This is a genomic window from Bacillus sp. FSL L8-0654 (assembly GCF_038629965.1).
In the GTDB taxonomy this organism is placed as follows: Bacteria; Bacillota; Bacilli; order Bacillales; family Bacillaceae; genus Bacillus; species Bacillus safensis.
In genome coordinates, this window is sequence record NZ_CP152026.1 from 1,168,317 (window position 1) to 1,193,001 (window position 24,685).

General features: G+C 39.2%; 27 protein-coding genes and 1 pseudogene. 17 read left to right on the top strand and 11 right to left on the bottom strand.

The features are described from left to right. Positions 1-11 precede the first annotated feature (11 nt). Positions 12-843, top strand: a pseudogene (locus tag MHH65_RS05860) (SMI1/KNR4 family protein). Between the two features lie 425 nt (positions 844-1,268). Then, complete coding sequence (locus tag MHH65_RS05865; RefSeq protein WP_098677321.1) at positions 1,269-2,165, top strand: macrolide 2'-phosphotransferase; 897 nt, start codon at positions 1,269-1,271, stop codon at positions 2,163-2,165. A gap of 43 nt (positions 2,166-2,208) precedes the next feature. On the opposite strand, the gene MHH65_RS05870 is transcribed toward MHH65_RS05865, so the two are convergent. Continuing rightward, on the bottom strand, positions 2,209-3,084 hold the full coding sequence (locus MHH65_RS05870) for a LysR family transcriptional regulator (RefSeq protein ID WP_098677322.1): 876 nt from the start codon (positions 3,082-3,084) through the stop codon (positions 2,209-2,211). A gap of 23 nt (positions 3,085-3,107) precedes the next feature. Beyond that, positions 3,108-3,806, bottom strand: coding sequence for an amino acid racemase (locus MHH65_RS05875; protein ID WP_070325725.1), 699 nt, complete (start codon positions 3,804-3,806; stop codon positions 3,108-3,110). 179 nt (positions 3,807-3,985) lie between these two features. Between MHH65_RS05875 and MHH65_RS05880 the strand changes: the two genes are divergently transcribed. Continuing rightward, the gene (locus tag MHH65_RS05880; protein WP_098677323.1) at positions 3,986-4,510 is read left to right on the top strand and encodes a DinB family protein; all 525 of its coding nucleotides are present in this window, start codon (positions 3,986-3,988) and stop codon (positions 4,508-4,510) included. Between the two features lie 4 nt (positions 4,511-4,514). Here MHH65_RS05880 and MHH65_RS05885 read toward each other — a convergent pair whose 3' ends face one another. Together MHH65_RS05885 and MHH65_RS05890 are read right to left on the bottom strand one after the other, a co-directional pair. After that, on the bottom strand, positions 4,515-5,078 hold the full coding sequence (locus MHH65_RS05885; protein ID WP_098677324.1) for a GNAT family protein: 564 nt from the start codon (positions 5,076-5,078) through the stop codon (positions 4,515-4,517). Between the two features lie 16 nt (positions 5,079-5,094). Continuing rightward, on the bottom strand, positions 5,095-6,000 hold the full coding sequence (locus tag MHH65_RS05890) for a LysR family transcriptional regulator (RefSeq protein ID WP_342497899.1): 906 nt from the start codon (positions 5,998-6,000) through the stop codon (positions 5,095-5,097). A gap of 112 nt (positions 6,001-6,112) precedes the next feature. Between MHH65_RS05890 and MHH65_RS05895 the strand changes: the two genes are divergently transcribed. The 5 genes from MHH65_RS05895 to MHH65_RS05915 all read left to right on the top strand — a co-directional run bounded on the left by MHH65_RS05895 (position 6,113) and on the right by MHH65_RS05915 (position 10,133). Further along, positions 6,113-7,270 (top strand): MFS transporter, encoded by a 1,158-nt coding sequence (locus MHH65_RS05895; protein WP_098677326.1) that lies wholly within the window; start codon positions 6,113-6,115, stop codon positions 7,268-7,270. Positions 7,271-7,311: 41 nt separating this feature from the next. Beyond that, positions 7,312-7,731 (top strand): GNAT family N-acetyltransferase, encoded by a 420-nt coding sequence (locus MHH65_RS05900; RefSeq protein ID WP_065214252.1) that lies wholly within the window; start codon positions 7,312-7,314, stop codon positions 7,729-7,731. Positions 7,732-7,860: 129 nt separating this feature from the next. Beyond that, positions 7,861-8,994: a Rap family tetratricopeptide repeat protein gene (locus MHH65_RS05905; RefSeq protein ID WP_046310635.1), complete on the top strand. Its 1,134-nt coding sequence runs from the start codon at positions 7,861-7,863 to the stop codon at positions 8,992-8,994. After that, on the top strand, positions 8,984-9,121 hold the full coding sequence (locus MHH65_RS05910; protein ID WP_095408252.1) for an aspartate phosphatase: 138 nt from the start codon (positions 8,984-8,986) through the stop codon (positions 9,119-9,121). The genes MHH65_RS05905 and MHH65_RS05910 overlap by 11 nt, the downstream gene beginning before the upstream one ends. A gap of 556 nt (positions 9,122-9,677) precedes the next feature. Beyond that, positions 9,678-10,133 carry a GyrI-like domain-containing protein gene (locus MHH65_RS05915; RefSeq protein WP_024426763.1) on the top strand — a complete coding sequence of 152 codons (456 nt, stop codon included), beginning with the start codon at positions 9,678-9,680 and terminating at the stop codon, positions 10,131-10,133. A 55-nt stretch (positions 10,134-10,188) separates the two neighbouring features. Here the strand turns inward: MHH65_RS05915 and MHH65_RS05920 are convergent, their stop codons facing one another. Further along, positions 10,189-10,536: a hypothetical protein gene (locus MHH65_RS05920; protein ID WP_098677366.1), complete on the bottom strand. Its 348-nt coding sequence runs from the start codon at positions 10,534-10,536 to the stop codon at positions 10,189-10,191. Positions 10,537-10,677: 141 nt separating this feature from the next. On the opposite strand from MHH65_RS05920, the gene MHH65_RS05925 reads away from it, so the two are divergent. The 6 genes from MHH65_RS05925 (at position 10,678) to hag (MHH65_RS05950) (ending at position 17,663) form a co-directional block, all read left to right on the top strand. After that, positions 10,678-11,289, top strand: coding sequence for a GlsB/YeaQ/YmgE family stress response membrane protein (locus MHH65_RS05925; protein ID WP_024426765.1), 612 nt, complete (start codon positions 10,678-10,680; stop codon positions 11,287-11,289). Between the two features lie 172 nt (positions 11,290-11,461). Next, on the top strand, positions 11,462-12,643 hold the full coding sequence (alr, locus tag MHH65_RS05930) for an alanine racemase (RefSeq protein ID WP_024426766.1): 1,182 nt from the start codon (positions 11,462-11,464) through the stop codon (positions 12,641-12,643). A gap of 118 nt (positions 12,644-12,761) precedes the next feature. Continuing rightward, positions 12,762-14,243: a kelch repeat-containing protein gene (locus MHH65_RS05935; protein ID WP_024426767.1), complete on the top strand. Its 1,482-nt coding sequence runs from the start codon at positions 12,762-12,764 to the stop codon at positions 14,241-14,243. 230 nt (positions 14,244-14,473) lie between these two features. Then, positions 14,474-15,379 carry a flagellin Hag gene (gene hag, locus MHH65_RS05940; protein ID WP_046310661.1) on the top strand — a complete coding sequence of 302 codons (906 nt, stop codon included), beginning with the start codon at positions 14,474-14,476 and terminating at the stop codon, positions 15,377-15,379. A 264-nt stretch (positions 15,380-15,643) separates the two neighbouring features. After that, entirely contained in the window at positions 15,644-16,555 is a 912-nt protein-coding gene (hag, locus tag MHH65_RS05945; RefSeq protein WP_041116353.1) for a flagellin Hag, read from the top strand. Positions 16,556-16,841: 286 nt separating this feature from the next. Beyond that, entirely contained in the window at positions 16,842-17,663 is an 822-nt protein-coding gene (hag, locus tag MHH65_RS05950) for a flagellin Hag (protein WP_025093449.1), read from the top strand. A 34-nt stretch (positions 17,664-17,697) separates the two neighbouring features. Here the strand turns inward: hag (MHH65_RS05950) and MHH65_RS05955 are convergent, their stop codons facing one another. Then, on the bottom strand, positions 17,698-19,170 hold the full coding sequence (locus MHH65_RS05955) for an FAD-dependent monooxygenase (RefSeq protein ID WP_120207238.1): 1,473 nt from the start codon (positions 19,168-19,170) through the stop codon (positions 17,698-17,700). A 217-nt stretch (positions 19,171-19,387) separates the two neighbouring features. Here MHH65_RS05955 and MHH65_RS05960 point away from each other — a divergent pair, with 217 nt between their 5' ends. Next, on the top strand, positions 19,388-20,212 hold the full coding sequence (locus MHH65_RS05960; RefSeq protein ID WP_034281469.1) for a methyl-accepting chemotaxis protein: 825 nt from the start codon (positions 19,388-19,390) through the stop codon (positions 20,210-20,212). Between the two features lie 235 nt (positions 20,213-20,447). Here the strand turns inward: MHH65_RS05960 and MHH65_RS05965 are convergent, their stop codons facing one another. After that, the gene (locus tag MHH65_RS05965; RefSeq protein ID WP_041105917.1) at positions 20,448-20,819 is read right to left on the bottom strand and encodes a DUF5412 domain-containing protein; all 372 of its coding nucleotides are present in this window, start codon (positions 20,817-20,819) and stop codon (positions 20,448-20,450) included. Positions 20,820-21,061: 242 nt separating this feature from the next. Here MHH65_RS05965 and MHH65_RS05970 point away from each other — a divergent pair, with 242 nt between their 5' ends. Then, positions 21,062-21,685 carry a poly-gamma-glutamate hydrolase family protein gene (locus tag MHH65_RS05970; RefSeq protein ID WP_120207236.1) on the top strand — a complete coding sequence of 208 codons (624 nt, stop codon included), beginning with the start codon at positions 21,062-21,064 and terminating at the stop codon, positions 21,683-21,685. A gap of 26 nt (positions 21,686-21,711) precedes the next feature. Here the strand turns inward: MHH65_RS05970 and MHH65_RS05975 are convergent, their stop codons facing one another. Next, positions 21,712-22,260, bottom strand: a complete 549-nt coding sequence (locus MHH65_RS05975) for an ImmA/IrrE family metallo-endopeptidase (protein ID WP_024424963.1) — start codon at positions 22,258-22,260, stop codon at positions 21,712-21,714. Between the two features lie 310 nt (positions 22,261-22,570). Between MHH65_RS05975 and MHH65_RS05980 the strand changes: the two genes are divergently transcribed. After that, entirely contained in the window at positions 22,571-23,470 is a 900-nt protein-coding gene (locus MHH65_RS05980; RefSeq protein ID WP_268414123.1) for an N-acetylmuramoyl-L-alanine amidase, read from the top strand. Here MHH65_RS05980 and MHH65_RS05985 read toward each other — a convergent pair. From MHH65_RS05985 to MHH65_RS05995, 3 genes are all read right to left on the bottom strand, one after another. Next, positions 23,459-23,590 (bottom strand): type II toxin-antitoxin system SpoIISB family antitoxin, encoded by a 132-nt coding sequence (locus MHH65_RS05985; RefSeq protein ID WP_120207232.1) that lies wholly within the window; start codon positions 23,588-23,590, stop codon positions 23,459-23,461. The two genes, MHH65_RS05980 and MHH65_RS05985, sit on opposite strands and share 12 nt — an antisense overlap. A gap of 98 nt (positions 23,591-23,688) precedes the next feature. Continuing rightward, positions 23,689-23,865, bottom strand: coding sequence for a type II toxin-antitoxin system SpoIISB family antitoxin (locus MHH65_RS05990; RefSeq protein WP_080652934.1), 177 nt, complete (start codon positions 23,863-23,865; stop codon positions 23,689-23,691). After that, on the bottom strand, positions 23,834-24,604 hold the full coding sequence (locus MHH65_RS05995; protein ID WP_024424960.1) for a type II toxin-antitoxin system SpoIISA family toxin: 771 nt from the start codon (positions 24,602-24,604) through the stop codon (positions 23,834-23,836). The genes MHH65_RS05990 and MHH65_RS05995 overlap by 32 nt, the downstream gene beginning before the upstream one ends. Positions 24,605-24,685: the final 81 nt, after the last annotated feature.

Here is a 24,685-nt window from a genome sequence, read left to right on the forward strand (position 1 = left end):
AGGTCCCCACTTTGAAACCTTTTTGGGAGAAAGAAGAAGAGAGTCCTTTCACGTTAGAAAAGATAGATGAGGAAAAAATTCGTGAAGCAGAGGTGAGACTTGGTGTCGCTTTACCTGATACATATAAAAAGCTCATCTTAGAATGGAATGGTGGCTTTACAGTTCGTAATGCTTTTCCAACGGAACAACCGAATTCATGGGCTGAGGGTCATGTTCAAATTTGATCATCTAAGAGGAATCGCCAAAGATGATGGCATCATGAATAGTTCCCAGTTAAGTGATGAATTGGAGCTGCCGGAGGGACTTGTGATCATCAGCGGAGAGGAAAATACATGGATCGCAATGGATTATCGACAAACGAAAGAACACCCGCTTATTCACTATTTTGATTTAGAGATGGGAGTGGATTTTAAGCTGGCAGATACTTTTGATGATTTTATTGAGCAGTTATATACAGCTGAAGACGCCATGATCGAGGTAGTAGAAATTGATGAGGAATGCTCGGATTTGTATATCAGTAAAGAAGAGCTTGAACAAATTTTTGAGAGACAAGACCTTTGTCAGCAGAATCTCTTTAAAATGGCACATTATCCGATGGAAGAAATTGAAGAGATTGAATGGTTTTTCGATCGTATGAAAAAATGCATCAAACAGATAAAAGATCAACATATTTTGTATGAAGCAGCGACAACGATTCACTCCATCCTTCTGTTAAACCCGGATATGCAAAGAAATGACCTTATCAATCAAGAGCTGAAAGAAATAGCGGAGTTTCTAGAAAATAGTGGTGAGCCTGATACCGCTTTTTTGGGAGAGGACATTCATCCTGTGAAAAAACGATAGTGAAAGAATAAAAGCCCTGAAAAGGGCTTCTTTTTGTAATCTTATTGAAAGTCATATTTAAATGAAGTATAGTAGTTTTATATTATGAAGAGGAGGATGGTTAAAAATGATGCATGCAGGAAGATTACGCCAGCAAACTTTGAACAATCAATAATTTCATATGTTCAAAGGCTCTGTTTTCATCAAACAGAGTAAACGGAGGAGTCTGCACATTTTTAATCATTTTCAGCGGTCAAGTATGTAACTTTACTTGAAGACAGACAGATATCGTTTCTGTCTTTTTTTGTAATTTTTATTAATATAAAGAGAGAGATGAGTCTAGCCGTGTTTACTCTAGCCACAGATAGCAGCCTATTTGTGGTTTTTTTGATGATTTTCTTAACGCCTATTGATCATGACTAAATGAGCAATTGGAGGAAAAGAATATGAATAGACTAGAATTAAAGCAATTAGCCAAACATCACGGATTAGAAATTTTAGAGAATACCATCAAAATAAATGAATCAGGTGTGGATTTCCGTGTCGCACATGTCGAAGATTTACATGGTGATCAATGGATATTAAGAATGCCTCGTAGACCTGAATCAATGAAACATACCTTACAAGAAAAAAAGACATTAGATCATATGAGTAAGCAGGTTCACTTTCAGGTCCCTCAGTGGTCTATCTTTACAGAAAGTCTGATTGCTTATAAAGAATTAGTGGGGGTACCGGCGGCTAGTATTGATATGGAGAAGCAATCTTATGTGTGGAGTTTTGATCAAACGAAAGTACCGCAAGCTTATTATGAATCATTAGGAAGAGTTCTAGCGAATGTACATTCCTTAGATCAACAGCCTTTTAAAACGATCGGTGTGGAGATGCTCAGTGCTCATGAATTAAGAGGATCAATGAAACAGCGAATGGAACGTGTCAAATCGCAATACACCATTAACAGCGGTTTATGGGAGCGCTGGCAAGAATGGCTAGCTAAAGATTCTTTATGGCCGCCTTTCGTGGGAGTGAAGCATGGGGATTTGCATCCCGGCCACATTCTGATTGATGAAAATCAATGTGTGACGGGTGTGATTGATTGGTCTGAAGTGGGGGTTGGTGATGTATCTGCAGACTTTTTGTCGCATCAACTTCTCTTTGGGAAAGAAGGGTTAACAAAACTTATCCATGCGTATGAAAAAGCAGGCGGGAGAACTTGGCCAGGAATGGATGAACATATAATAGAACTTCTGACGACAAGTGCGATCACTGTGGCCGAGTACGCACAGAGATCAGGATTGAAAGATATGCATGAAACTGCAGCATACATGTTGGCAAACGAAAGCTAATCAATCAGAACGAATCCAAAAAAAGCCCTAAAAAGGGCTTTTTTTAATCTAATTCATGAAAAAACTGTTTGAGTTGATCAATGAAAACGGATTTGGATTTTCCTTTTTTATAAATGAACTCGATATTGATGTTGAAATCAATGGATGGGTCTATTGAAATTTGTTTTAATGTTCCTTGTTCTAGCTCATTTCTAACACAATGATGAGGTAGAAATGATAGTCCCATTCCTTGCAGCACTAATTTTTTTGCAGTTTCCATATGATCAACCTCAATGGAAATGTTCGGTGTGATGTTGTTTTTTTGAAATAATCGGTGGAGCATCAACCAATCAAATGATCCATAGTCAAAGAAAATAAAAGGCTGTTCTTCTAGCTCTTTCATATTGATGTTGTCAAGGCTGGCAAGCGGGTGATGAGTTGGGACGAACAGCCCGATTGGATCGCTGAAAATTGGGATCGATTCAATTTGAGGATGTGTTTCAGTCCTCACAATCCCAAAGTCTACTTGGTTGTTAATCACTTTTTGGACAACATCCTTTGAATGTCCTGTTACGATTTTCACTTTCAGGTTTTCGTATTTTTCTTTTAGGGCGGGCAATATGTTAGGCAATAGATTATTGGAAATGGAGGATGCGCATCCAATCGTCAATTCATAAGGAATCATCGTTTGTTTGAGACTATGCTTTGCTTCTTGATAAGAATGGAGAATCTTTTTGGCATGCGGGTAAAACTGTTCACCTTTTTCCGTCAGAGATAGTTTATTTCTCTGTCTATCAAATAATTTCAGGTCTAATTCCTTTTCTAATGATTGAATACGTGCCGAAACAGAAGGCTGGGTTAAATACAGTGCTTCCGCAGCTTTATTGATACTGCCTAGCTGGCATACATAAATAAACGCTTCTATATTCTCAATATTCATGTTATCCCCTTATATGACGTTCTTTAAATGTTTAGTTTTTCAAGCTCATACACTAATTTTACAGCCTCTTTCGCCAAAATGACAGTAGGGTCAATCACTTTCACATCTTTAGTTGACCTTAAGACTAAGGGGATTTCTGTACAGCCGGCAATGATGGCTTCTGCTCCTTGATTGATTAAAATTTCTGCAGCTAACGCCAATTCACTTTCGCCTTTACTTAATTTTCCTGCTTTCACTGCATATATCCCATTCATCACGTTTTTCTGAAGATTTTCACTAGGAGTCATGACGTCAATCTTGTGATGAGCACAAGCCTTTTGATAGAGCTGGGTTTTTAATGTTCCATCAGTACATAGTAAGCCCACAGATGTATAGTGATGTTTGTTTAGGTAATTTGCGGTTTCTAATGGCATGTTCATAATAGGGATATGAGTGGAATGTCGTACGTTTTCTAAAAAGAAGTGTGCGGTATTGCATGCAATAAGAATAAAGTCCGCTCCGGCACGTTCTAATCTCTTTACTGATTCAATCATATATTCTGTAGGATCGTCGCCTTTCCCAAAAATTGCAGTGGTTCTATCAGGAATTTGAGGGAAATTATCAGCAATCACATGTAAATGATCCTGATCTTTAATAGCTGGTGTATGTGAAATGATTTTTTTCATCAGATCAATCGTTGCTAAAGGACCCATCCCGCCCATAATACCAATCGTTATAGACATAGATATCACCACATTTCATTTTTTTCTATTATAAAAAAAGAAAGCATGGTAATCGTTATAGAAAAGTTCTATTTGTATATAGAAAGTTGATCAAAAGCGCCTTTATCTGTCTTGAAGTATGAGTTGCAATCTATTCAAAAAACATTAGAATAAAGAAAAATTGAAAAAGGAGCAACCGTATGAATTTCAATTTGAATGAAGCTTTAGATATGTTGAGTCGAACTCCTCACATGTTAGAAAGTCTTTTGTCCGGTTTATCGAATGATTGGCTTCACAGCCGTGAAGGAGAGGGAACATGGAATCCAGTTGAAGTCATTGAACATTTGATTGAAGCAGAGAAATTCAATTGGATTCCTCGATTAAATGTGATTCTTGCTGATGGAGAGAATACACCATTTCCTGCGTTTGACCGCTATTCTCATTTGAATCAATCTGAAAGACAGATAGAACAAGCACTATCTGAGTTTCATCATGTGCGGATGGAGAATGTGGCATACATTCAGCGCATGACACATTCAGGCCTTGATTTAGAGAAAAAGGGCGTCCATCCGAAGTTTGGGGTCGTGCAAGTGAGCGAATTACTTTCTGCGTGGGTTGTCCATGACTTCACACATATGTCCCAGGTTGTTCGGGTCATGGCGGAACGATATCGAACCGATGTGGGTCCATGGAGCGCTTATTTAGGAATTTTGAATAGGAAATAAATGTTTAATGACGCTTAGCGGCCCACTCAGATTGAAGAATGGCATATTGATATTCATCGACCCAATGTCCCTTCGACATATAATTTTGCAGCAAATGTCCTTCGCGTCTCATTTCTAAACGTTCCAGCACTCGAATGGATTTTTCGTTGCGCACATCTGTAAAGGCAATGATTTTATGTTTGTTCAATGTCACAAAAATATATTCGAAGATTGAACTGAGAGCTTCGTGAATATAGCCCATTCCTTGGTATTCAGGCGCGAGGGTAAAACCTATTTCAACGATTCTAGGTTCACTATCTAGTGTATGGATGGCGCAATCTCCTATCAGCTGATTGGACTCAGATAAGGCAATAGCGTATTGAAACCACGTCCCCGGTTGATTAGGTTTTTGCGTCATTTGATGTTGAACAAATGATTCAGCATCTTCGTACGTGTAGTTTTCCCAAGATTGAAATTTTGCAATAGAGGGATTTGCTCGGTACTGATAAAATGCTTCAATATCCTGTTTATCAAATTGGCGAATAACAACCCGGTTTGTTCTTGTAAATATGCTGTTTGCATTCTTCATGTGTTAACCTCACTTTTTAGTTAGTTCTTGATTTGAAAAAGTCTATCAGCCATTCAGATAGCTGCTGTTGTGCTTTGCTGACAAATCGATCTGCATAATAAATTAATTCCAAGTGACGGACAGGTGCTGGCTCAGCAATAGGAATCGAAACAATATTGGGCCACGTTGAATGTTGTTTTAGTAATCCTCTTGGCTGAATGGTTGCACCGATTCCTGCTTCAACCAGCTGCAATAGCGAAAACGCGGACCCAACCTCCATGGCAGTGTCCAGTTCAACACCCTGTTCTTTACATACGTCATCTACTAAATCCCTCCCTAGATATCCCTTCGGATACATGACCAACGCACGGTGAGTCAGCTCTTTTAATGACACTTCGCTCTTTTGGGCCAAATAACTTTCTGAATGAACAAATAATTCGTAAGGCTCACTTCCAAGTGGAATTTGAACGAGACGCTTATCCGCAGGCCCTCGCAGTCCGATGCCGAGATCCACTTTATGCGAAAGGACTTCTTCACGAACGAAGATATTTGAATATGCCTTTAGATTGGTTTCTGGATAAAGAGTTTTAAATTCTACAAATAGTGGCACCAGCTGAAAATCAAGATCTGAGGGGAGTACTGCGAGACGAACGGTTCCTCGTTTTTCCGATAATAGTTCTTTCATCGCATTCTTTGCATCTCTTTCAGCTTGAAGCATTTTCACGCCATATTGATAAAGCAGCGAACCAGCTTCGGTAGCAACGACCTTTTTGCCGATTCGATCAAAGAGTGGCATCCCAACTTCTGCTTCAAGCAGTCGAATTTGCTGGCTAAGTGTAGGCTGTGATATACCTAGCTGCTCAGCGGCTTTTGTAAAATGCAAATGGTTGAATACAGCCATAAAATAGGTAATATGCCGGGTATCCATATGTCCACCTTCCATAAATGATAGTCTTTTCCTATCATCATAATACGATTTATTGTATTGATCAATGAATGCGGCAGATTTATACTCAAAGTAACCTTAACAAGATGAGAGAGAAAGAAGGGTATTGATGAAAAAAATATATTATTTAGCCGCTTTATTTTTAGCCGCTTTAAACTTACGTCCGATCATTACTTCCGTGGCTTCCATGATGAGCATGATCCAATCAGAGCTTGGAGTAAACGCACTGACAGCAAGTCTTTTGACCACTTTGCCTGTCCTTTGTATGGGAATATTTGCTCCTGTTGCAACGATACTCAGCCGGCGTTTTGGTTTAGAGAGAACGCTGTTTTTCTCGATTCTTCTTATCACGATTGCCACTGCACTGCGTGGTACTAGCCAATCGGTTGCTATCCTGCTCATGACTGCGTTTGCTGGAGGGGTAGGGATTAGCTTCGCAGGTCCTTTATTGTCTAGTTTTATTAAAAAATATTTCCCGAGAAATCCTGGTATTGTCAGTGTGTATTCAATTTCGATGACAATAGGTGCAGCGCTCGCTTCCGGCTTCACGATTCCGATTTATCTGCGCAGTCAGCATCATCTTCCATTTGCATTGTCCTGCTGGGCTATTCTAGGGGTGATCGCCCTTATTCTATGGATAGGTTTAGCTCGCAAAAATGAGCAGAGTGATCTTGTAACGTTGCCGTTAAAATTGCCGCTGCGAAACAAAAAGGCCATTCAATTCACCTTGTTCTTTGGCTTTATGTCCAGTATGTTTTATTCTTTGACGGCATGGATTTCACCGATTGCTCTTAGTTTTGGAAACAGTCCGCAATATGCTGCCATGCTCTTGACCATATTTACACTCATTCAGATTCCGGTGGCACTACTCGTTCCAGCGGTCGTTACTCGGTTAGGAAAACCGAAATTATTTCTCATCTTATGCAGTCTGTCTGAACTCATTGGTCTTATCTTTCTTCTTCTGCCAATGCCGTTCTTGCCAGCCGTCATTTTCCTAGGTATGGGTGCCGGGGGGTTATTTCCTTTAGCGCTTATGCTCCCGATTATGGAGACGAGTACTCCGGAGGAAGCCGGAACCTGGTCCGCGATGTCGCAGATGGGCGGGTACATCGTGGGTGGATTCGGTCCGTTTTTCATTGGCTTGGTTTTCGATTTAAGCGGACATTTTTATGCTTCCATTGTGGCAATGCTTGTCATCGTCTCGTTAATGATTGGCGTTCAGTTATCAATGAAACTTGGTAGAAAAGCAGGAGAAGTGTCGAGTTAAATAATGCTGCTTCACATTTCAATAAAAACGGGGGAATTCTATTGCTCATTCGAGAAGCAAAAACGATCGATTATCCACAATTAAGACAAATCTATTTAAAATCCCGGCGCCAGAGCTTTCACTGGCTCAATTCAGAAGAACTCCATCTGCAAGATTTTGATCAAGATACGCAGGAAGAGCAAATTTTCTTAGCTGAGGAGAACAATAAAATCCTTGGATTCATTTCTCTATATGTACCAGATCGTTTTATTCACCTTTTGTTTGTACATCCAGAAGCTGCTGGTCAAGGGGCTGGCGATCTGCTGCTCAAACAGGCTATAAAAGTTTTAGGAACACCGGTCACCCTCAAATGTGTCTCCGACAATCACAAAGCTTTATCTTTTTATCAAAAAAGAGGGTGGAAGGCTGTTGTGGAAGAAGGAGAACCTGGGGCGGAATACTGGGTGCTTATTTATGAATAGAAGTCATTTTATTTTATCAATTTCACGGCCCTTTATTGGGCCTTTTTGCGGTTTCTTTTCGGTGTCGAATGGTACATAAAATGATAATATATGTCATTATAGGGAAAATAGAGGAAGTGGTAAGGGCTGATGGAGAAAGTGCTTTCTTCTCACGTCGGTTTGAAAATCAATGAATGGTATTATCATATTCAAAGATTTAACGTACCGGACGCCGAAGCATATAAAGAGGAAATCAAATCAATGCTTGATCATATGGAAGAAAATCAAGATTTATTATTGTATTTCTCACTCATGGAGTTCAGACATAAATTAATGCTTGATTACTTGAATCCTTTAGAAAATGGGAAAGAGCGGGCCAACTTCAAGGAACTCGCAATGAAGATCAAAAGAGACCAAGAGAAATTAACAGGATTGCTCGAGTATTATTTCAATTTTTTCTACGGCATGTATGAATTTGAAAACTATGAATACCTAAATGCGATTACCTTCTATAAACGGGCAGAAAAAAAGCTGTCTCTTGTCAGTGACGATATCGAACGGGCCGAGTTCAATTACAAGATGGCTGAAATCTATTACCACATGAAACAAACCCACATGTCCATGCACCATATCGCTCAGGCGATAGAATGCTATCGAGAAAAAGAGACATACACAGTAAGAGAAATACAATGTTCTTTTGTGATCGGATTAAACTATATAGATATGGGCTGCCCCGAAAAAGCAATACCCCATTTTCAACACGCACTAGAAAAAGCCGCCGACAACTCAACAAAACGATTAAAAGGATCAGCACTCTATAATTTAGGGTTGAGTTATTTTCATCATAATGAAATAGCCCAAGCAATTATACATTTTAATGACTCAATTCGAGCATTTAGAGAGCAGGGATACGAACATTTAAATAGAATCTTAGACCCGCTCATTATGTTGTCCAAAGCCTATTTCAAAAAGAAAGAAAAGGATTTAGGTAAGTATGCTTTAAATAACGGCATAGAACTATCTGAAAAGCTGAAAGACCATGTGCTGTTATTGATATTCAAATTTTTAAGATCACTATATGTTGACAACAATTTTGAGCAGTTGGAAAAAATAATGGAATCGCTAGAAATAAAGTCAATGTATCCTGATCTTGAAGATTTAGCAAAAGATGCTGCAAAATATTATAATGAAATGGGAGATAAAGACAATGCGATGCATTTCTATGAAAAGATTCTTTATTTCCAAACTCAAGTGAAGCGGGGGGACTGTCAGTATGAAATTTAAAACATTATCAGTAGTATTCGTGATGATCAGTGTCATCAGTATTGTTGGTTATTTTACATCTGAAGTGACAGCAAGTCATGATGAAGCTAGGAGAGGTCATACTGCAAGTATCGGTTATACTGCTTAAATAAAAAGCCCTTAAAGGGCTTTTTATTTTAAGATTGAATATATGCTATGAATAAAGAATATTTTTTCCATAGAAAAGATATTGAGGAGGAAGTAAAGTGACAATGTTAAAATCAACATTATTTCGAAGGATTTTCATTATATCTTTTGCTTTAACCTTTATGATTAGCCTGTTCAATATGGCTGTGTTTCCAGAGACGCCAGCGTCTTATTATGTTGGCCTAGTTTGTAAGATGTTGTTTATCAGTTTGTTAAATGGTTTGTTTTTTGGAACAATCATCTATTTGATTGGCGTCTTTCTCGGTGCTAAATCTTCAAAGGAAAATCAATAAAAAGTGAGCGGCTATAGTCTGCTCTTTTTTATTTGAAAAAATTTGATATCTAATGAAGAGAAAATGAGTTACTTCATGTACGATCTAGATCGCAAATCCTACATATGTATTTTCCATCATGCATTACATTATTTTTAATATCCTACTGCATTATATTTTAAAGGATGTTACCGTTGTTTGTAAGGAATGATTGGCCAGTCTTCCAATAAAAATTGGAGGGAAATCATGAATTACAAAATTGAAATGTTAACGAATATGAAAATGGTGTATATGAGAAATATCGGATCATATGGCAGCAAAGAGAATTTTGAGATGATGAAGAGATTTAAAAAATGGATTAAGCAACATCATTTAAATGATGAATTAAAGGAATATGGTATATATGGTGTTCCTCAAGATGATCCTGCAAAAATTCCATCAGAAAAATGCAGATACGACCTCATGCTTATGACAAATAGAGATTTCTCAAAAGATCAAATGGTTCAGACTGGTCATTTTGAGGGAGGAAAGTATGCTGTGTTCACGGTGACACATACAACCGAAAAAGTGAATTTGTTTTGGAGACAATTGCCTCAAATGATCCAAAACAATCGATTAAACATGCGTCAGGCACCTATAATGGAAAGGTATAGAGAAGAAGGCGAAGATAAGGTGTGTGAATTCTTACTGCCTATCTTTTAAACACTTTATCAAACTGCAATGAAAACAGACCTCATATGGTCTGTTTTCATGAGTATTAAATGTTTAAATATTTTAGGACTCGTTCCTTTAAATATCGGTATTGATCCTCATTCGTATCTTGAAATGCTTCTTCTCGATTTGAAGGGACATCCATATAAACGATTTCCTCCGAGAATTGTGAAGAAGTAAAGTCGATTCTTTTTCCATTCACTACGTTGTAAAAGTGCCATCCGCTAGGTAATGCGGTCTTGTTTATTTTTCCGCCTAAAAGATCATGGACGACTAAAGAAGTGACACCGCATTGTCCATTGGCCGGGTTTTCTTTACTCCATTTTGAACTAGATTGAGAGGACCAGGCTTTATAAAGAGCATCAATGATTTCGTCTGTCGTGTAGAGGTTCATCATAAAAATCCTTTCTATTTAAAAGCGAAATGAATATAGTGTCTGTTTAGTCTATAATAGATTTTTTTTTCGATCAAAATCCAGATGCTATACTTGATTAAACCAATATAACAATGAGGGTCATGACAGGAGGAGCATGGAGTGATATTCATCATAGGCATTGTAATCGCTTTTATTGTTGCTATTTTAGGCTTTACTATTTTCGTAGATGTAGGTAATGGGCTGGGAACGGTTTTTAGCATCATCGGTGCAATGGTCATTTTATGGATAGCGGGTAGGCTGCAAAGGCAAAAAGAAAAGAATGATCCAAATATATTATTAGATAAAATGATGATGCTTTTTCAAGAAGACGGGTTTCAGGCTTCCACATACATCTTTTCACAAAATGTTGATAAAGGCTTTGCGATTGATGATGAGCGAAAGGTAATACGCTTTATTACACATCAACCTGGCCGCTCATCTCGAAAATTCAGGTTTGAAGTCACTGAGCTTTCCTTGAAAGAGTTGAAGCAAGTTGACATGTTAGAAGATGGTGTACCGATTGAACAATCTGTTGAGAGTGATAATAATGAAGAGATCTCGACACTTGAATTGAGATTAACTATGAATGATCAGGAATCATCAACGATTACGCTCACCTTTCTGACATTTGATGTGCCTGTTCGTAAGAGCACTGCCGAATATTTGACTGAACGAGAAAATCTGAAGGAGATTTATCATGAAATTGATTCAATGATGAAATCTGCGGTTTAATAAATGACTGTTCATAAAGAAGAAATCACAGTTTGAGGTGGTTTCTTTTTTTATGTCCATCAAGACAAAAGCTGGTTCAATCATTGCGGTTGAATGTTTTTCTCAAAAATGAATAAAGATAGACTAGACACGAAAACGATCATTGATATCGAAATGACTGGAGGAAACATACATGCAAAAGCTTTGCAGGGAAGTCTGGATCGAGGTCAATCTTGACGCGATTAAAAGAAATATCGAAGCCATTCAAGCGCATATTCCAAGGAAAAGCAAGATCATGGCTGTCGTAAAGGCAAATGCTTATGGACACGGCTCAGTTGAAGTAGCGCGGCAGGCACTAGAAAGCGGTGCGACAGAGCTTGCGGTTGCCAGCTTGGAAGAAGGTATTGTATTGCGGAGAGCAAAAATTGAAGCACCGATTCTGGTCCTTGGATTTACCCCGCTCGACTGTGTGAAAAGGGCTGCAGCCTGGAGAATTGACCTATCCGGCCTTCGAGAAGACTGGATTGTTCAAGCAAATGAGATCTTAGCGGAAGAAGAGAGTCAGCATCGCCTTGGGATTCATGTCAATGTTGACACAGGGATGGGACGATTAGGTGTACGGACAAAGGAAGAGCTGTTAGAGGTGGTGGAGGCGCTTGAAAAGAGTGAAAACCTGAGGTGGGATGGAATATTTACGCATTTCTCCACTGCGGATGAGCCTGACCCTGATTTCACACTAATGCAGCACAGCATTTTTATTGATTTTCTTCGTTTCTTAAAAAAAGAAGGCATTACTTTGCCCACTGTACATATGAACAATACACCGGCTGCCATCGCATTTCCTGAATTTAGCGCAGATATGATACGGCTAGGCATCGGACTTTATGGACTGTATCCCTCGCAATACATTGAGAGTTTAGATGCTGTTAAGCTAGAGCCCGCTCTCAGTTTAAAAGCAAGGATTGCATTCGTGAAGGAAATGGTGACAAAGCCAAGGACCGTCAGCTATGGGGCAACCTATGTAGCAAAACCTGATGAAGTGATAGCAACCATACCAATCGGTTATGCAGATGGGTACTCACGAGCATTATCCAATCGAGGATTTATGCTTTTCCGTGGAAAACGAATGCCGATTGCTGGCCGCGTCACCATGGATATGACGATGATCAGTTTAGGAGAAATGAAAGCAAAGCAAGGCGAAGAAGTCGTCATATATGGTCGTCAAAAGGGCGGAGAAATTTCTGTCGATGAAATCGCCGAAATGCTCAATACGATCAACTACGAAGTCATCGCCACCTTAAGCCGGCGCGTCCCAAGATTTTATCGTCGCGGCGGAAAGATTATTAAAATATCAACGCCGGTGATGTATGTGTGAGGGTAAATAACAGGTGCGATTTGAGGATATTTGTTCTGGTGTACAATGATAAAAATTAAATTTTATTACAAATATGTCGATAAAAGGAGGGATATTTAAGATATGGAGGAAAGAAACGATGAAAAAAGGTTTATTTTTAGTGCTTTTGACTATTTTTATGATGGTCACAATTCATCCGTTAAAAGCTCATGCAGCTGAGACAAATGGGTGGACGAAGCGGGCGGACTTACCGGAAGAGCGTATCGGAGCAAGTGTAGGAGTAGTTGATGGAAAAATATATGTATTTGGTGGAGCAAGTCAGCAATCAAAATTCAACGATGCAACATATATGTATGATCCTAAAACTGATTTGTGGACAGAAAAAGCAAGTATGCCTAGAGAAAGAACGGGCGCTGCTTACGCGACAGTAGGTAAAAAAATCTATGTTATTGGCGGTCTTACTGATACAACTAAAACAGTTCACAAAACCATCGATGTTTATGATACGGAACTAGATCAATGGACAGAAGAACCAATTAAGATGCCTGAGAAATTTATATATACATCTTATATAACTGGTTCCTTAAGAGCAGTTACAGTTGGAGAAAAAATTTATATAGTAGCATCTTTATCAAGCTCTCAAGTAAATTTTTATTCCTATGATACGGTAAGTGGAGAGTGGGAAAGCTTAGATAATTCTCAATTAGCTCCTCGTCAGGGTAGAAGCATTTCAGAGATAAATGGAAAGTTATATATTGCTGGTGGTGAGGCTAATGTTAGCCGAGCGAAAGATAAAGACATTTTAGAATATGATATGACGTTTGGTAAGTGGCAACGCTTAAAGGATATTCAATTAAATTCTTTTGCATATGAAGCTGCATATGCGACCGCCAATCATAAATTATTTATGATTGGCGGTCAGCAAATTGGAGATAGATCGAGTAAATTATTAAAACAAGTTCAGATATTTGATCCACAAACTAGTCAAGTTCAAGATTCTTTATATGAAATTCCTGAAGGTAGAGTTGGATCTGTAGCAGTTATTGCTGATGATCAATTATATGTTATTGGTGGAAGAGATTATGCTGAATCAATTGGTAGTCATTCTGTCAAAAACAATTTTAAATCTGTTATTTCTATTCCATTAAAAGATCTGCAAAAAGTGTCAAAGGATCAGGATGAAACAAAACCAGGTGATGGAACAAGCGAAGAACCAAAAGATCAAGACGGAACAAAGCCAGATGATGGCACAACCGAAGAACCGAAAGATCAAGACGGAACAAAGCCAGATGATGGCACAACCGAAGAACCGAAAGATCAGGACGGAACAAAACCTGGTGATGGTTCAACTGAAGAACCAAAGGATCAAGACGGAACAAAACCTGGTGAAGAAGCAGCAAAAGGCATACTTTCAATTACGATGATAAACGGGCTGCAAAAGGATTATCTGCTTTCAATGAAAGAAATCAACGATTTTCTTAACTGGTACAAAGAAAGAAGCTTTGGTATTGGTATGAACTTCTATGAAATCAATGATGAACACAATAAAGGTCCTTTCACAAGTAAGAAGGATTATGTCGTATACCAAAATATCTTAATGTTTGATATCAAGCAATACTGAAATTCATAAATGATAAAGCTGCTGATAAGAGATCAGCAGCTTTTATTTTGATAAATTTGTTAAAATTAGGATTAACGTCATGAAAAAATGTGATATCTTTTAAAAAATCTGCTAAACATCCTATAACCACATCCGATAATAGAATTGTCAGGGTTGATAAGCCCTAGAATAAAGGACTTTTTTCAGACAAGGACGTCTGTCAGGTCCCACATACATGGAGGTAATAGGAAATGAGAATTAACCACAATATCGCAGCACTTAACACATTAAACCGTTTGTCTGCAAACAACGGTGCGAGCCAAAAGAACATGGAGAAACTTTCTTCTGGTCTTAAAATCAACCGTGCAGGAGATGACGCTGCAGGTCTAGCAATCTCTGAAAAAATGCGTGGGCAAATCCGCGGATTAGAAATGGCGTCTAAAAACGCACAAGACGGTATCTCTCTTATCCAAACAGCTGAAGGTGCATTGACTGAAACTCATTCAATCCTTCAACGTGTTCGTGAACTAGTTGTACAAGCTGGAAACACTGGTACACAAGATAAAGGTACTGACCTTCAATCTATCCAAGATGAGATTAAAGCTCTACAAGAAGAAGTAGACGGTATCTCAAACCGTACAGAGTTTAACGGTAAAAAATTGTTAGATGGTACGTTTAAAGATACTGGTGATCCTGCAACTACAAAAAGTTTGACTTTCCAAATTGGTGCTAATGCAACTCAACAAATTGATGTTAATATCGAAGATATGGGTGCGGATGCAATTGGTGCAAAAAATGCTGGAGTAATTGTTGCTGGTCAAAGTGTTAAAGACATTGATGTGACTAAATTTGCAGATGTAGCTGCTGCTGCTGCAGGCGGTTTTGATGAGCAATTAAATATTGTTGATTCTGCAATCAACCAAGTATCTGCTCAACGTGCTAAGCTTGGAGCAGTTCAAAACCGTCTAGAGCACACAATCAACAACCTTGGTGCTTCTGGTGAAAACTTAACAGCTGCTGAGTCTCGTATCCGTGACGTTGACATGGCGAAAGAAATGAGTGAGTTCACGAAGAACAACATTCTTTCTCAAGCTTCTCAAGCAATGCTTGCACAAGCGAACCAACAGCCACAAAACGTACTTCAATTACTACGTTAATAACGGGCCCCTTTATGGGGCTTTTTTGTATTTATTAATTAAAAAATATGGATGATATTTAATTTTTTAATAAAATTTAGGAGTGGGGTATTAAGCGTAATTGTGAATTTAGACAGATAAATTCATAAATTAATCTTGAATCAAGCTAAACATCCTTTAAAATAAACCGATATTTTAATTGTTAGGGTTGTTAAGCCCTAGAATAAAGGACTTTTTTCAGACAAGGACGTCTGTCAGGTCCCATATACATGGAGGTAATAGGAAATGAGAATTAACCACAATATCGCAGCACTTAACACATTAAACCGTTTATCTGCAAACAACGGTGCGAGCCAAAAGAACATGGAGAAACTTTCTTCTGGTCTTAAAATCAACCGTGCAGGAGATGACGCAGCAGGTCTTGCAATCTCTGAAAAAATGCGTGGGCAAATCCGCGGATTAGAAATGGCTTCTAAAAACGCACAAGACGGTATCTCTCTTATCCAAACAGCTGAAGGTGCTTTAACTGAAACTCATTCAATCCTTCAACGTGTACGTGAACTAGTCGTACAAGCTGGAAATACTGGTACACAGCAAGGTGAGGATTTAACTGCAATTAAAGACGAAATGGATGCTTTAATTGAAGAGATTGATGGTATTTCTGATCGTACAGAATTCAATGGTAAAAAACTTTTAAATGGTGATTTTAAAGCTTCTACCCCACCAGTAAATACTGACCCATCTTTAGTTTTCCAAATCGGAGCTAATGCAACTCAACAAATCAAAGTGAACATCCAAGATATGGGTGCAGATGCTTTAGGTGTCGATAATGGAACTGGTGGTATCGTTGCAAACCAATCCATTAAAGATTTAGATGTAACAGCCTTTGCAACTAATGCAGCAGATGCTACAGATGTTGGTTTTGACACACAACTAAAAATTGTTGATTCAGCTATCAACCAAGTTTCATCTCAGCGTGCTAAACTTGGTGCAGTTCAAAACCGTCTAGAGCACACAATCAACAACCTTGGTGCTTCTTCTGAAAACTTAACAGCTGCTGAGTCTCGTATCCGTGACGTTGACATGGCGAAAGAAATGAGTGAGTTCACGAAGAACAACATTCTTTCTCAAGCGTCTCAAGCAATGCTTGCACAAGCGAACCAACAGCCACAAAACGTACTTCAATTACTACGTTAATGACAGGCCCCTTTATGGGGCTTTTTTTTATGTTTTTTTCTTCGCGTTTTCTCCAGTCTTATGATTCTTAAACCCCTGTTATAAATCATGAAAAATGACCTTTAAATTTGGAATACTCTAGCGAAACGACCATAGTGAATGAGACTTTATCCTTATTTATTCCTTTTTTGTTAAACATATTCCATAAATGTTCGATAAATGGATTGTAAGGCTTACAAAAAAATTCTAATTTAGAACTTTTGGATAAGGACGTCCAATTGGTTCAAACACATGGAGGTCATTTAACATGAGAATTAACCACAATATCGCAGCACTTAACACACTGAACCGTTTGTCTGCCAACAATGGTGCAGGGCAAAAGAACATGGAGAAGCTTTCTTCTGGACTTCGTATCAACCGTGCAGGAGATGACGCAGCAGGTCTTGCGATCTCTGAAAAAATGCGTGGACAAATCCGCGGATTAGAAATGGCGTCTAAAAACGCACAAGATGGCATTTCGCTTATTCAAACAGCTGAAGGTGCATTAACTGAAACACATGCGATTCTTCAACGTATGCGTGAATTAACAGTTCAAGCAGGTAACGTTGGGACTCAACAAACAGAAGATTTAACAGCTATTCAAGAAGAACTTACTGCTTTGGTTGATGAAATTGATGGTATTTCTCAGCGTACAGCATTTAACGGAAAGAATCTGTTGGATGGTAGCGTTGAAGAAGGATTCCAATTTCAAATTGGCGCAAACATTGAGCAAAATATCAACGTACAGATTGGCAAAATGGATGCAGAAACTTTAACTGTAAAAGATATTGTAGTTAATGAAGAAGGCTTTAACTTTGACACCGAAGTAGCAAAAATCGACGCAGCAATCGGCGCTGTTTCTAAACAGCGTTCAGCTCTTGGTGCAGTCCAAAACCGTCTAGAGCACACAATCAACAACCTTGGTGCTTCTGCTGAAAACTTAACAGCAGCTGAGTCTCGTATTCGTGACGTTGACATGGCAAAAGAAATGAGTGAGTTCACAAAGAACAACATTCTTTCTCAAGCATCTCAAGCAATGTTAGCGCAAGCAAACCAGCAGCCACAAAACGTACTTCAATTATTACGTTAATGAAAAAGTCCCTTTGAGAGGGGCTTTTTTTATTTCATTCAAATGACAGCAAGTGCTCTAGACGAAAGTCAGGAACCGCTTCATGGAAAAAAGCTAGGTTGCCTTCATCGTTCTTTTGATCCCATTGCTTCCACCATTCAGCGGTTTCTCCAGAGGTGTCAGCTTGAATCATGTTGTGCAGCTGTTCTAAGTTGATGATTTCTCTTGGTTCTAATAAAAAAGAATGCATCCGGTGATACGACTCAAGACATTCAGGCTGTTTTGTCACAATGGCGAATTGTACGTAGCGATTTAAAAATTCCTGTACGAACGTCAAGTGGGGGATGGTTGCTTCTCCTTTTAACTCGACGCCGTCCCACGCCATATCAGCAATCGCACAAAGCCACCAGCCAAGTTCACTCGCTTGCTGCATTTGTTGTAATGTGTCCTTTTCAAAAGACAGCCGCTCATTTTTTTGTGCTAGTTTGAGCATACGGTCAAGTGTTTGTGCTTCGAGGGCTGCCTTTGTCATGCCCTGTCCATGAATGGGATCTAACGTACACAAGGCATCGCCCATCACCAATAATCCACTTGGCCAATCCTGCATGTGTTCATAGTGATGTCTCACGCAGGAAGGAACTCTAAATCCTTTTGGTTTTGTAAAGGGCGTTAAATGGGTGATGGCTTCTGCTATCGCGGGGTGGGTCAGTGCAGCGGTTTCTGAATCAAATTGATCAGCATCCGTTGTTGGATAATGTGAACCGCCAGCTGCAGAAAGAAGAACAGCCACTAAATCATGATCAACCCGTTCAAACAGTCCTGTTGGAATTTGCTTGTCTGGCTGGCCAACTACGACCATTGATTGCAGGGGTGGGGCCCCTGATGGTATGTGATAATATCTTGTGCTGTAGCCTAGAAACACATGTAACTCATCAGTCTTTGGTAAGGTCCATCCAGCGTCTTTCAGCCATTTTGGCAATTTGGACATTCTTCCAGACGTATCGATCACTAAGTCTGCTTTTATTTCATGAATGCTTCCAGGTTTTACTTGCCGGTTCTTCACGATGAGCCCCATGACCTGATTTGTTCCCTCTTTAAACTGAAGAGAGATGGCTTCATGTTTTTCTAAAAACTGCACACGTTCCTCTTTTACTATTCTTTGCATCAGCACCCACTCTAGCATTGCACGTCTTGTGACGGCGGTTTCTTCTCTATCAGTGAGCGTTAATTCGCCATCTTTTGTGATAAATCGAGAGGTTTGATGCATGGTATTAAATCCGCCCATTGCCAGTAACTCTTTTGTATAACCAGGGAATAGACGTTCAACGATTTGATTGCCAAGTGGCAGCATTCTATGTGGGTGAAAGGCTTGAGGAGTGCCAAGACGATTCTCAGGAGAGTCCGGCAGTTCATCCTTTTCAATCATCAAAACTTGATGATAAAACGTTGATAAAACTTTTGCAGCGAGCATCCCGGTGATACCTCCGCCAATGACGATTGCCCTCTCATATTTCATGGGTTGTGTCACAACATGCGCCTCCAATGAATATACAAAATGGTTACATGACCATTTCATCATATGTCGATTCATTAATTATAGCAAATTTACGTTTGAATATAGAAAGGAAAAGTACTTCTTTTTACTCGTAAATATGAAGAATTTCTTCTAATCATTATCATTATTTTAAAAAGTAACTATTAATTTAAGAGGAACGACCGATAAACTATATAAGGGGGTAGAGAAATTGGATATACTACAGAGTATTGTGACAGCAGCACCTTATATGATGCAGATTTTAAAAAACGAAGTGACGATGGGTGTCATTGATCGAGAGAAATTCTTGCTGTATTTGCCATCGAAAGATGTTGATTTTCAAATTCGAGCAGGAGAACTCATTAAGCCAGATGATTTAAATATGAAAAAAGCGCTCAGAGGTGAGACATCAAGTATGTTTGTGCCTGAATCGGTTTACGGAATACCGTTAAATGCAATGGGTCTGCCAATTTTTGATGAAAATCAACAAGTGATCGGCGCACTCGCTTTAGGTTTTCCACTTAAAAATCAATTAGAGCTTGAAGCATATATGGAGTCATTAAATGACATCATTCAAAGTATTCAAGAAAAGGTGCATGTGGTGGCGGCACATTCAGAAGAGCTTTCTGCGACAAGTGAGGAAATGACCTTACAAACGCAGCAAACACTTGAAAGCTCGAAAAAAACATCTGATATTACAAAAATGATTAAGGGCATTTCGAAACAAACAAGTTTGCTGGGATTGAATGCGTCAATCGAAGCAGCCAGGGCAGGAAAAGAGGGGGCTGGATTTAGTGTTGTAGCCAGTGAGGTTCAAAAGCTTTCAAGTGAAACTTCACGTGCAACAGAAAATATTGAAAGTTCACTGCAAGGGATTTCCTCTAATATACATACATTACTTGAGAGTATGGACCATATGAAAGGTTCATCATCAGAGCAGGCTTTACTTGTGACAGAGTTTAGTGAAATTGTGGAACGGCTGACGAGCGTAAGTAAAGAAATGAAAGAATTCATGCAGCATGTAATGTCAACGTAAAAAACGAATCCAATTGGATTCGTTTCAGCGTGTAGACAAACCCTCGCATTCTTTGTCAGTCCTGCGCGCTGGTGCTCACGAATGTTCAATTCGCTCCGCGCCAGTGCTCGTCCTTCCTAGACTGCAAAGGTTTTCTATCACGCTGAAAAGAAGACAAAGGGCTAAAATAAAAATCATTTTAGCCCTTTGTCAACAATTTGAAACGAATCCAAAAGGGATTCGTTTTTTTGATACGCTATTTTCTTTTGTTCCGGTCAAAGCGATAATCGTATGTTTCTCCCTTTACCACATTTAAAAATTCATGCCCAATTTGAACAAGCTGTCCATTTTTCCATTTGATGAGAGGGTCTTTATCAGGGTATTTCCAGTAAATCGTTTTCTTTCGGTGGGTGAGTTTGTTTTCAATCTCTGCTCTAACTGCGTTCTCCTTTAGTTTCCCTCCGCTATGTCGATAGGTGTTGATGATATATGTTCCGTCAGGTGATGTCATCGAGCGGATAAAGGTTCCGTGAGATACGCCTTGAAGAGAAAAGCATTTCCAGTAAATGATGCCAGCGAAGCTAAGGATTAAGATGACAAGGGTGATGGTGGTTTTCTTTTTTAACATGAATTCCTCCAGATGTAGATCACAATATTTCTAATTTATGAGAGAGAATGCAAAAAGATTCATATAGTCCAAAAGTTCTATTCATTTCAATTATCGGTCATTTTTTCTCAAAATTCAACAGATAGCCGAAAAGATAAGGAAAATTTAAGGATGTATTAAGTCGATAGGTCATGCGAAATCCCTTTACAAAAGAATTTAAGATCAGTAGACTTATGCTCATATAGAGAAATGGGGAAGATGGAATGACGCAAATCATTGATACATATCAAAGTTATGAAGAGCTTTCCGCTCATGAAAGAGAGGGAATCGACTATCAAATTCTTCACGAGCGGAAAGGTGACCAGCTTTTGGTTTTGTCCCCTCATGCTGGGGGAATTGAATCTGGCGTGAGTGAGCTCATTCATGAAATCGCAAGTGATATTTCTATGTATTTATTTGAAGGCCTTAAAGTGAAAGGCAATCATGTGCTTCATATTACAAGCACACGTTTCAATGAGCCGGTCTGCCTTTCTCTAGTGCATGCCCATCATTACACGTTTGCGCTCCATGGCTACGGGGAAACAGAGGTGCTTCAAACATTAGTGGGCGGGACAGACAGAGAAAAAGCGGCAGAAACAGTGAAACGTTTAACGCTTAATGGATTCCCTGCAGTGCTGCTATCTGAATCTGATCGTTATTCTGGAACTCATCCTCACAATATTAATAATCAATGTCTGACCGGAAAAAGTGTACAACTTGAAATCAGTCAGGCGCAAAGAAGAGCATTCTTTCAAGACTTCAGACGGCGCTATCGCCGTGAAACGCAAAATGAGCAATTTTATCGGTACACAAATGTACTCAAGCAAGTATTAAATCTTTATGGATAAACCCTGTCGCCCTATGCAGAAGAGGCTTACGTTTGATAAACAGCTTCTTTTTCCGCGACCTTCTCGGCTTTCATTAGATAAGATGTAAACTCCTGTTGGAAGCGAATACCTGCTTTCCGCTGTTCGAACAAGGCGAGCCGCTTTTCAGCGAAAGCCCAGGTGACGTGAAATGTTTGCGCAATGTGCAAAATGGCTTGCTGCCGAAGGTTTGGAAGCTTCATTTGCATCAGCATAAAGGTCGGCACACAAAAGTGATACATGAATTGTTTAGCCTGAAACTCTTGCAGTTCTCGAAAGAGTTTGTGCATCTTGAAATGATTGCCTGCATGCTTCAGCACATGACAAAGCTCGTGGGCAAAATCCTGCCATTGTTCCTCTGACGATAGAGATCTGTTTAATATAATACTGTAAAGACCTTGATGTTTGATCATCATGCTGCCAGTATCCTCATAGTGGACCCATACATGAAATTCAGAAGCGATCCTTTGCATGTCTCTATAAGCAGGACCGCTTATTTGTAATTTGGCATATAACCGCTTAATCTCTTCTTCTAAATGGGTTAAAAAACCAGTCATTTAAAAACCTCCATGCAAACGTATGTTCTATTTTTGGCGTAAAAGAAAAGTCCATATAGGACTAAATAGCTAATGAAGCTATTACTTACTTTTAATATCGGCTTATTTTTAACAATTTTAACATAAAATCAAGGAAAAATGGAATTAATTCCTGTTTTTTTCTTCATTTTTGCGTTTTCCATTACTAAAAAGAGTGGTTTGAATTCAAATTTTACCATAGTCTTATCACTAAAACAAACCCAAGTTGTCTTACGAACGCCACCAATTGATGAGAAAGATCAATTCAATTTAGCAAAAGGGAGTGCAGAACATGGTGGAAATTTATCAAGATTTTATTCCAGTTGGAAACGGGAACCGCCCAGGATACGCCATGACACCGATGTATGTGACGGTTCATAACACAGCAAACACGTCAAAAGGGGCGGATGCGAAAAGTCATGCGGCATATGTGAAACGCCCAACGACAGCGGAAAGCTGGCACTTTACAGTGGATGATCATGAAATCTTTCAGCATCTGCCGTTAAATGAAAATGGCTGGCATGCAGGGGACGGACATGGAAATGGGAACAGAAAGTCGATCGGCATTGAAATTTGTGAAAATGAAGATGGGAATTTCCAGCAAGCGGTCAAACATGCGCAATGGCTCATCCAAAAGCTGCTGAAAGAGCATAATATTCCACTAGCGAATGTGGTCACACATCAGCACTGGTCTGGAAAAGCATGTCCGCGTCTGCTTCTCGCTACATGGGATGAATTTAAAAAAGGAATTGAAACGGCAGGAGACCCTGAAACGGTCATCACGTATGTCGTCAAAAGCGGGGATACGTTAACGAGTATTGCCAAAGCTCATGACGTCACAGTTCAAGATCTTCAGAAGTGGAATAACATTAGCGACCCGAACAAGATTCAAATTGGACAGGTTCTCAAAATTTATCGAAATGATGGAAAAATGATGTATGAGCTGCCAGATGGGATTTTAAAGGTGACTTCGCCTCTAACGAAGGGAGAGCACGTACGCCTCGTCCAAAAAGCGCTTGCTGCTGTTTATTTTTACCCTGATAAATCGGCTGCAGATAAAGGCATCGATGGTGTTTACGGAGAAAAAACGGCGAATGCCGTAGCGCGCTTTCAGCTGGTGAACGGTCTGACAAGTGATGGGGTATACGGTCCTAAAACGAAGGAGAAGCTGCTTAAACTGTTAAATCAGTGAGTGTTTCTGTTTGTATGATTGGATGGCTGTTTCACTCTTTTCAATTAAACGCTTAGTATATGGGGACGGCTGATATTCAGCAAACTGAACATATCTCAGTTGTTTGATTTTCTTTTTCATTTTGGCACCTCAATCGTTGCAGCGTATAGTGTATTGTATGCAAGTCTATGTGAAAATGGAAGCAGGACGCGGATTTCGTTCCGCGTCCTTTAGTGTAATCAAGCCTTTTTATTTTTATACTCATCCAGAAGCTGTTCATTCTTTTTAAAAATTCGCTCAGTATGGGGGCTTACCTTATAATCGGCCATACTGATATGGCGTTTTTTCTTTAAAATCTTAAAAGGGTTTTTCTTAGGATTGTTGTTATCCCCTTGAAGTGCGTGGTCCATCTTCATCACCTTCCTCTTCGTCAGGCAAGATTAGGTCATAAATTGTTGTAAGTGATGTCATTAATAAATAGTCGAACTCCGTGACAATCTCATCGGAGGTGAGCTTAATGACAAAATGAGCATCTGCTACAGAAAATGGGATGAGCACCAAATGACCGAAATCATCGTAATATACTTCCTGCCTGTCAAGCTTCGCCTGAATAAGAGCCCGCTGGTCAAGTGTCCGAAGCAGGTCGTCTTTTTGTTCCTGCATATCGTATGGACAAAGCACCGCTTGAATATTCATCTTGTCGGCAAAAGAATAAATTAGCCGCTCAATTCCCTCTATATATGCCTCTACACTTCCATAATATACATGGATCGGTTCATTTTTCAATAGGTATTGGTACGTTTTTAGTTTATTGAGGTAAGAATGAAGGAGATCGTTATTTTGTTCAAGGAGTTGATGGGTGTCGGTTTCCAGCTCATGATTTCCGAGTTTCTTAATATAGGAGCTAAGAAAGATGAAGGCATCAGTTAATGCGAAAAATACGGCAATGATCAAGTAGTGCATCCAATCGGTGAAGATAGAAGAAGGGTCATTTGTCCAGTACACAACAGCACCCGCTACATAAATCCAATACCACGTTTTACGAATGGCAAACATCTTTTCTTTTACTTTTTGTTCAAAGCGCCAAACTGCAAATACATACACTGCAAGAGCACCTAGCAATAACCATACAGTCAATTGAAAAAATAATAGCATGTTCTTCTCTCCCATAGACAGATGAATACTTGTTTATTTCTATGGATATGATTGGAAACCCTGCTTCATGAAAAAATGTCC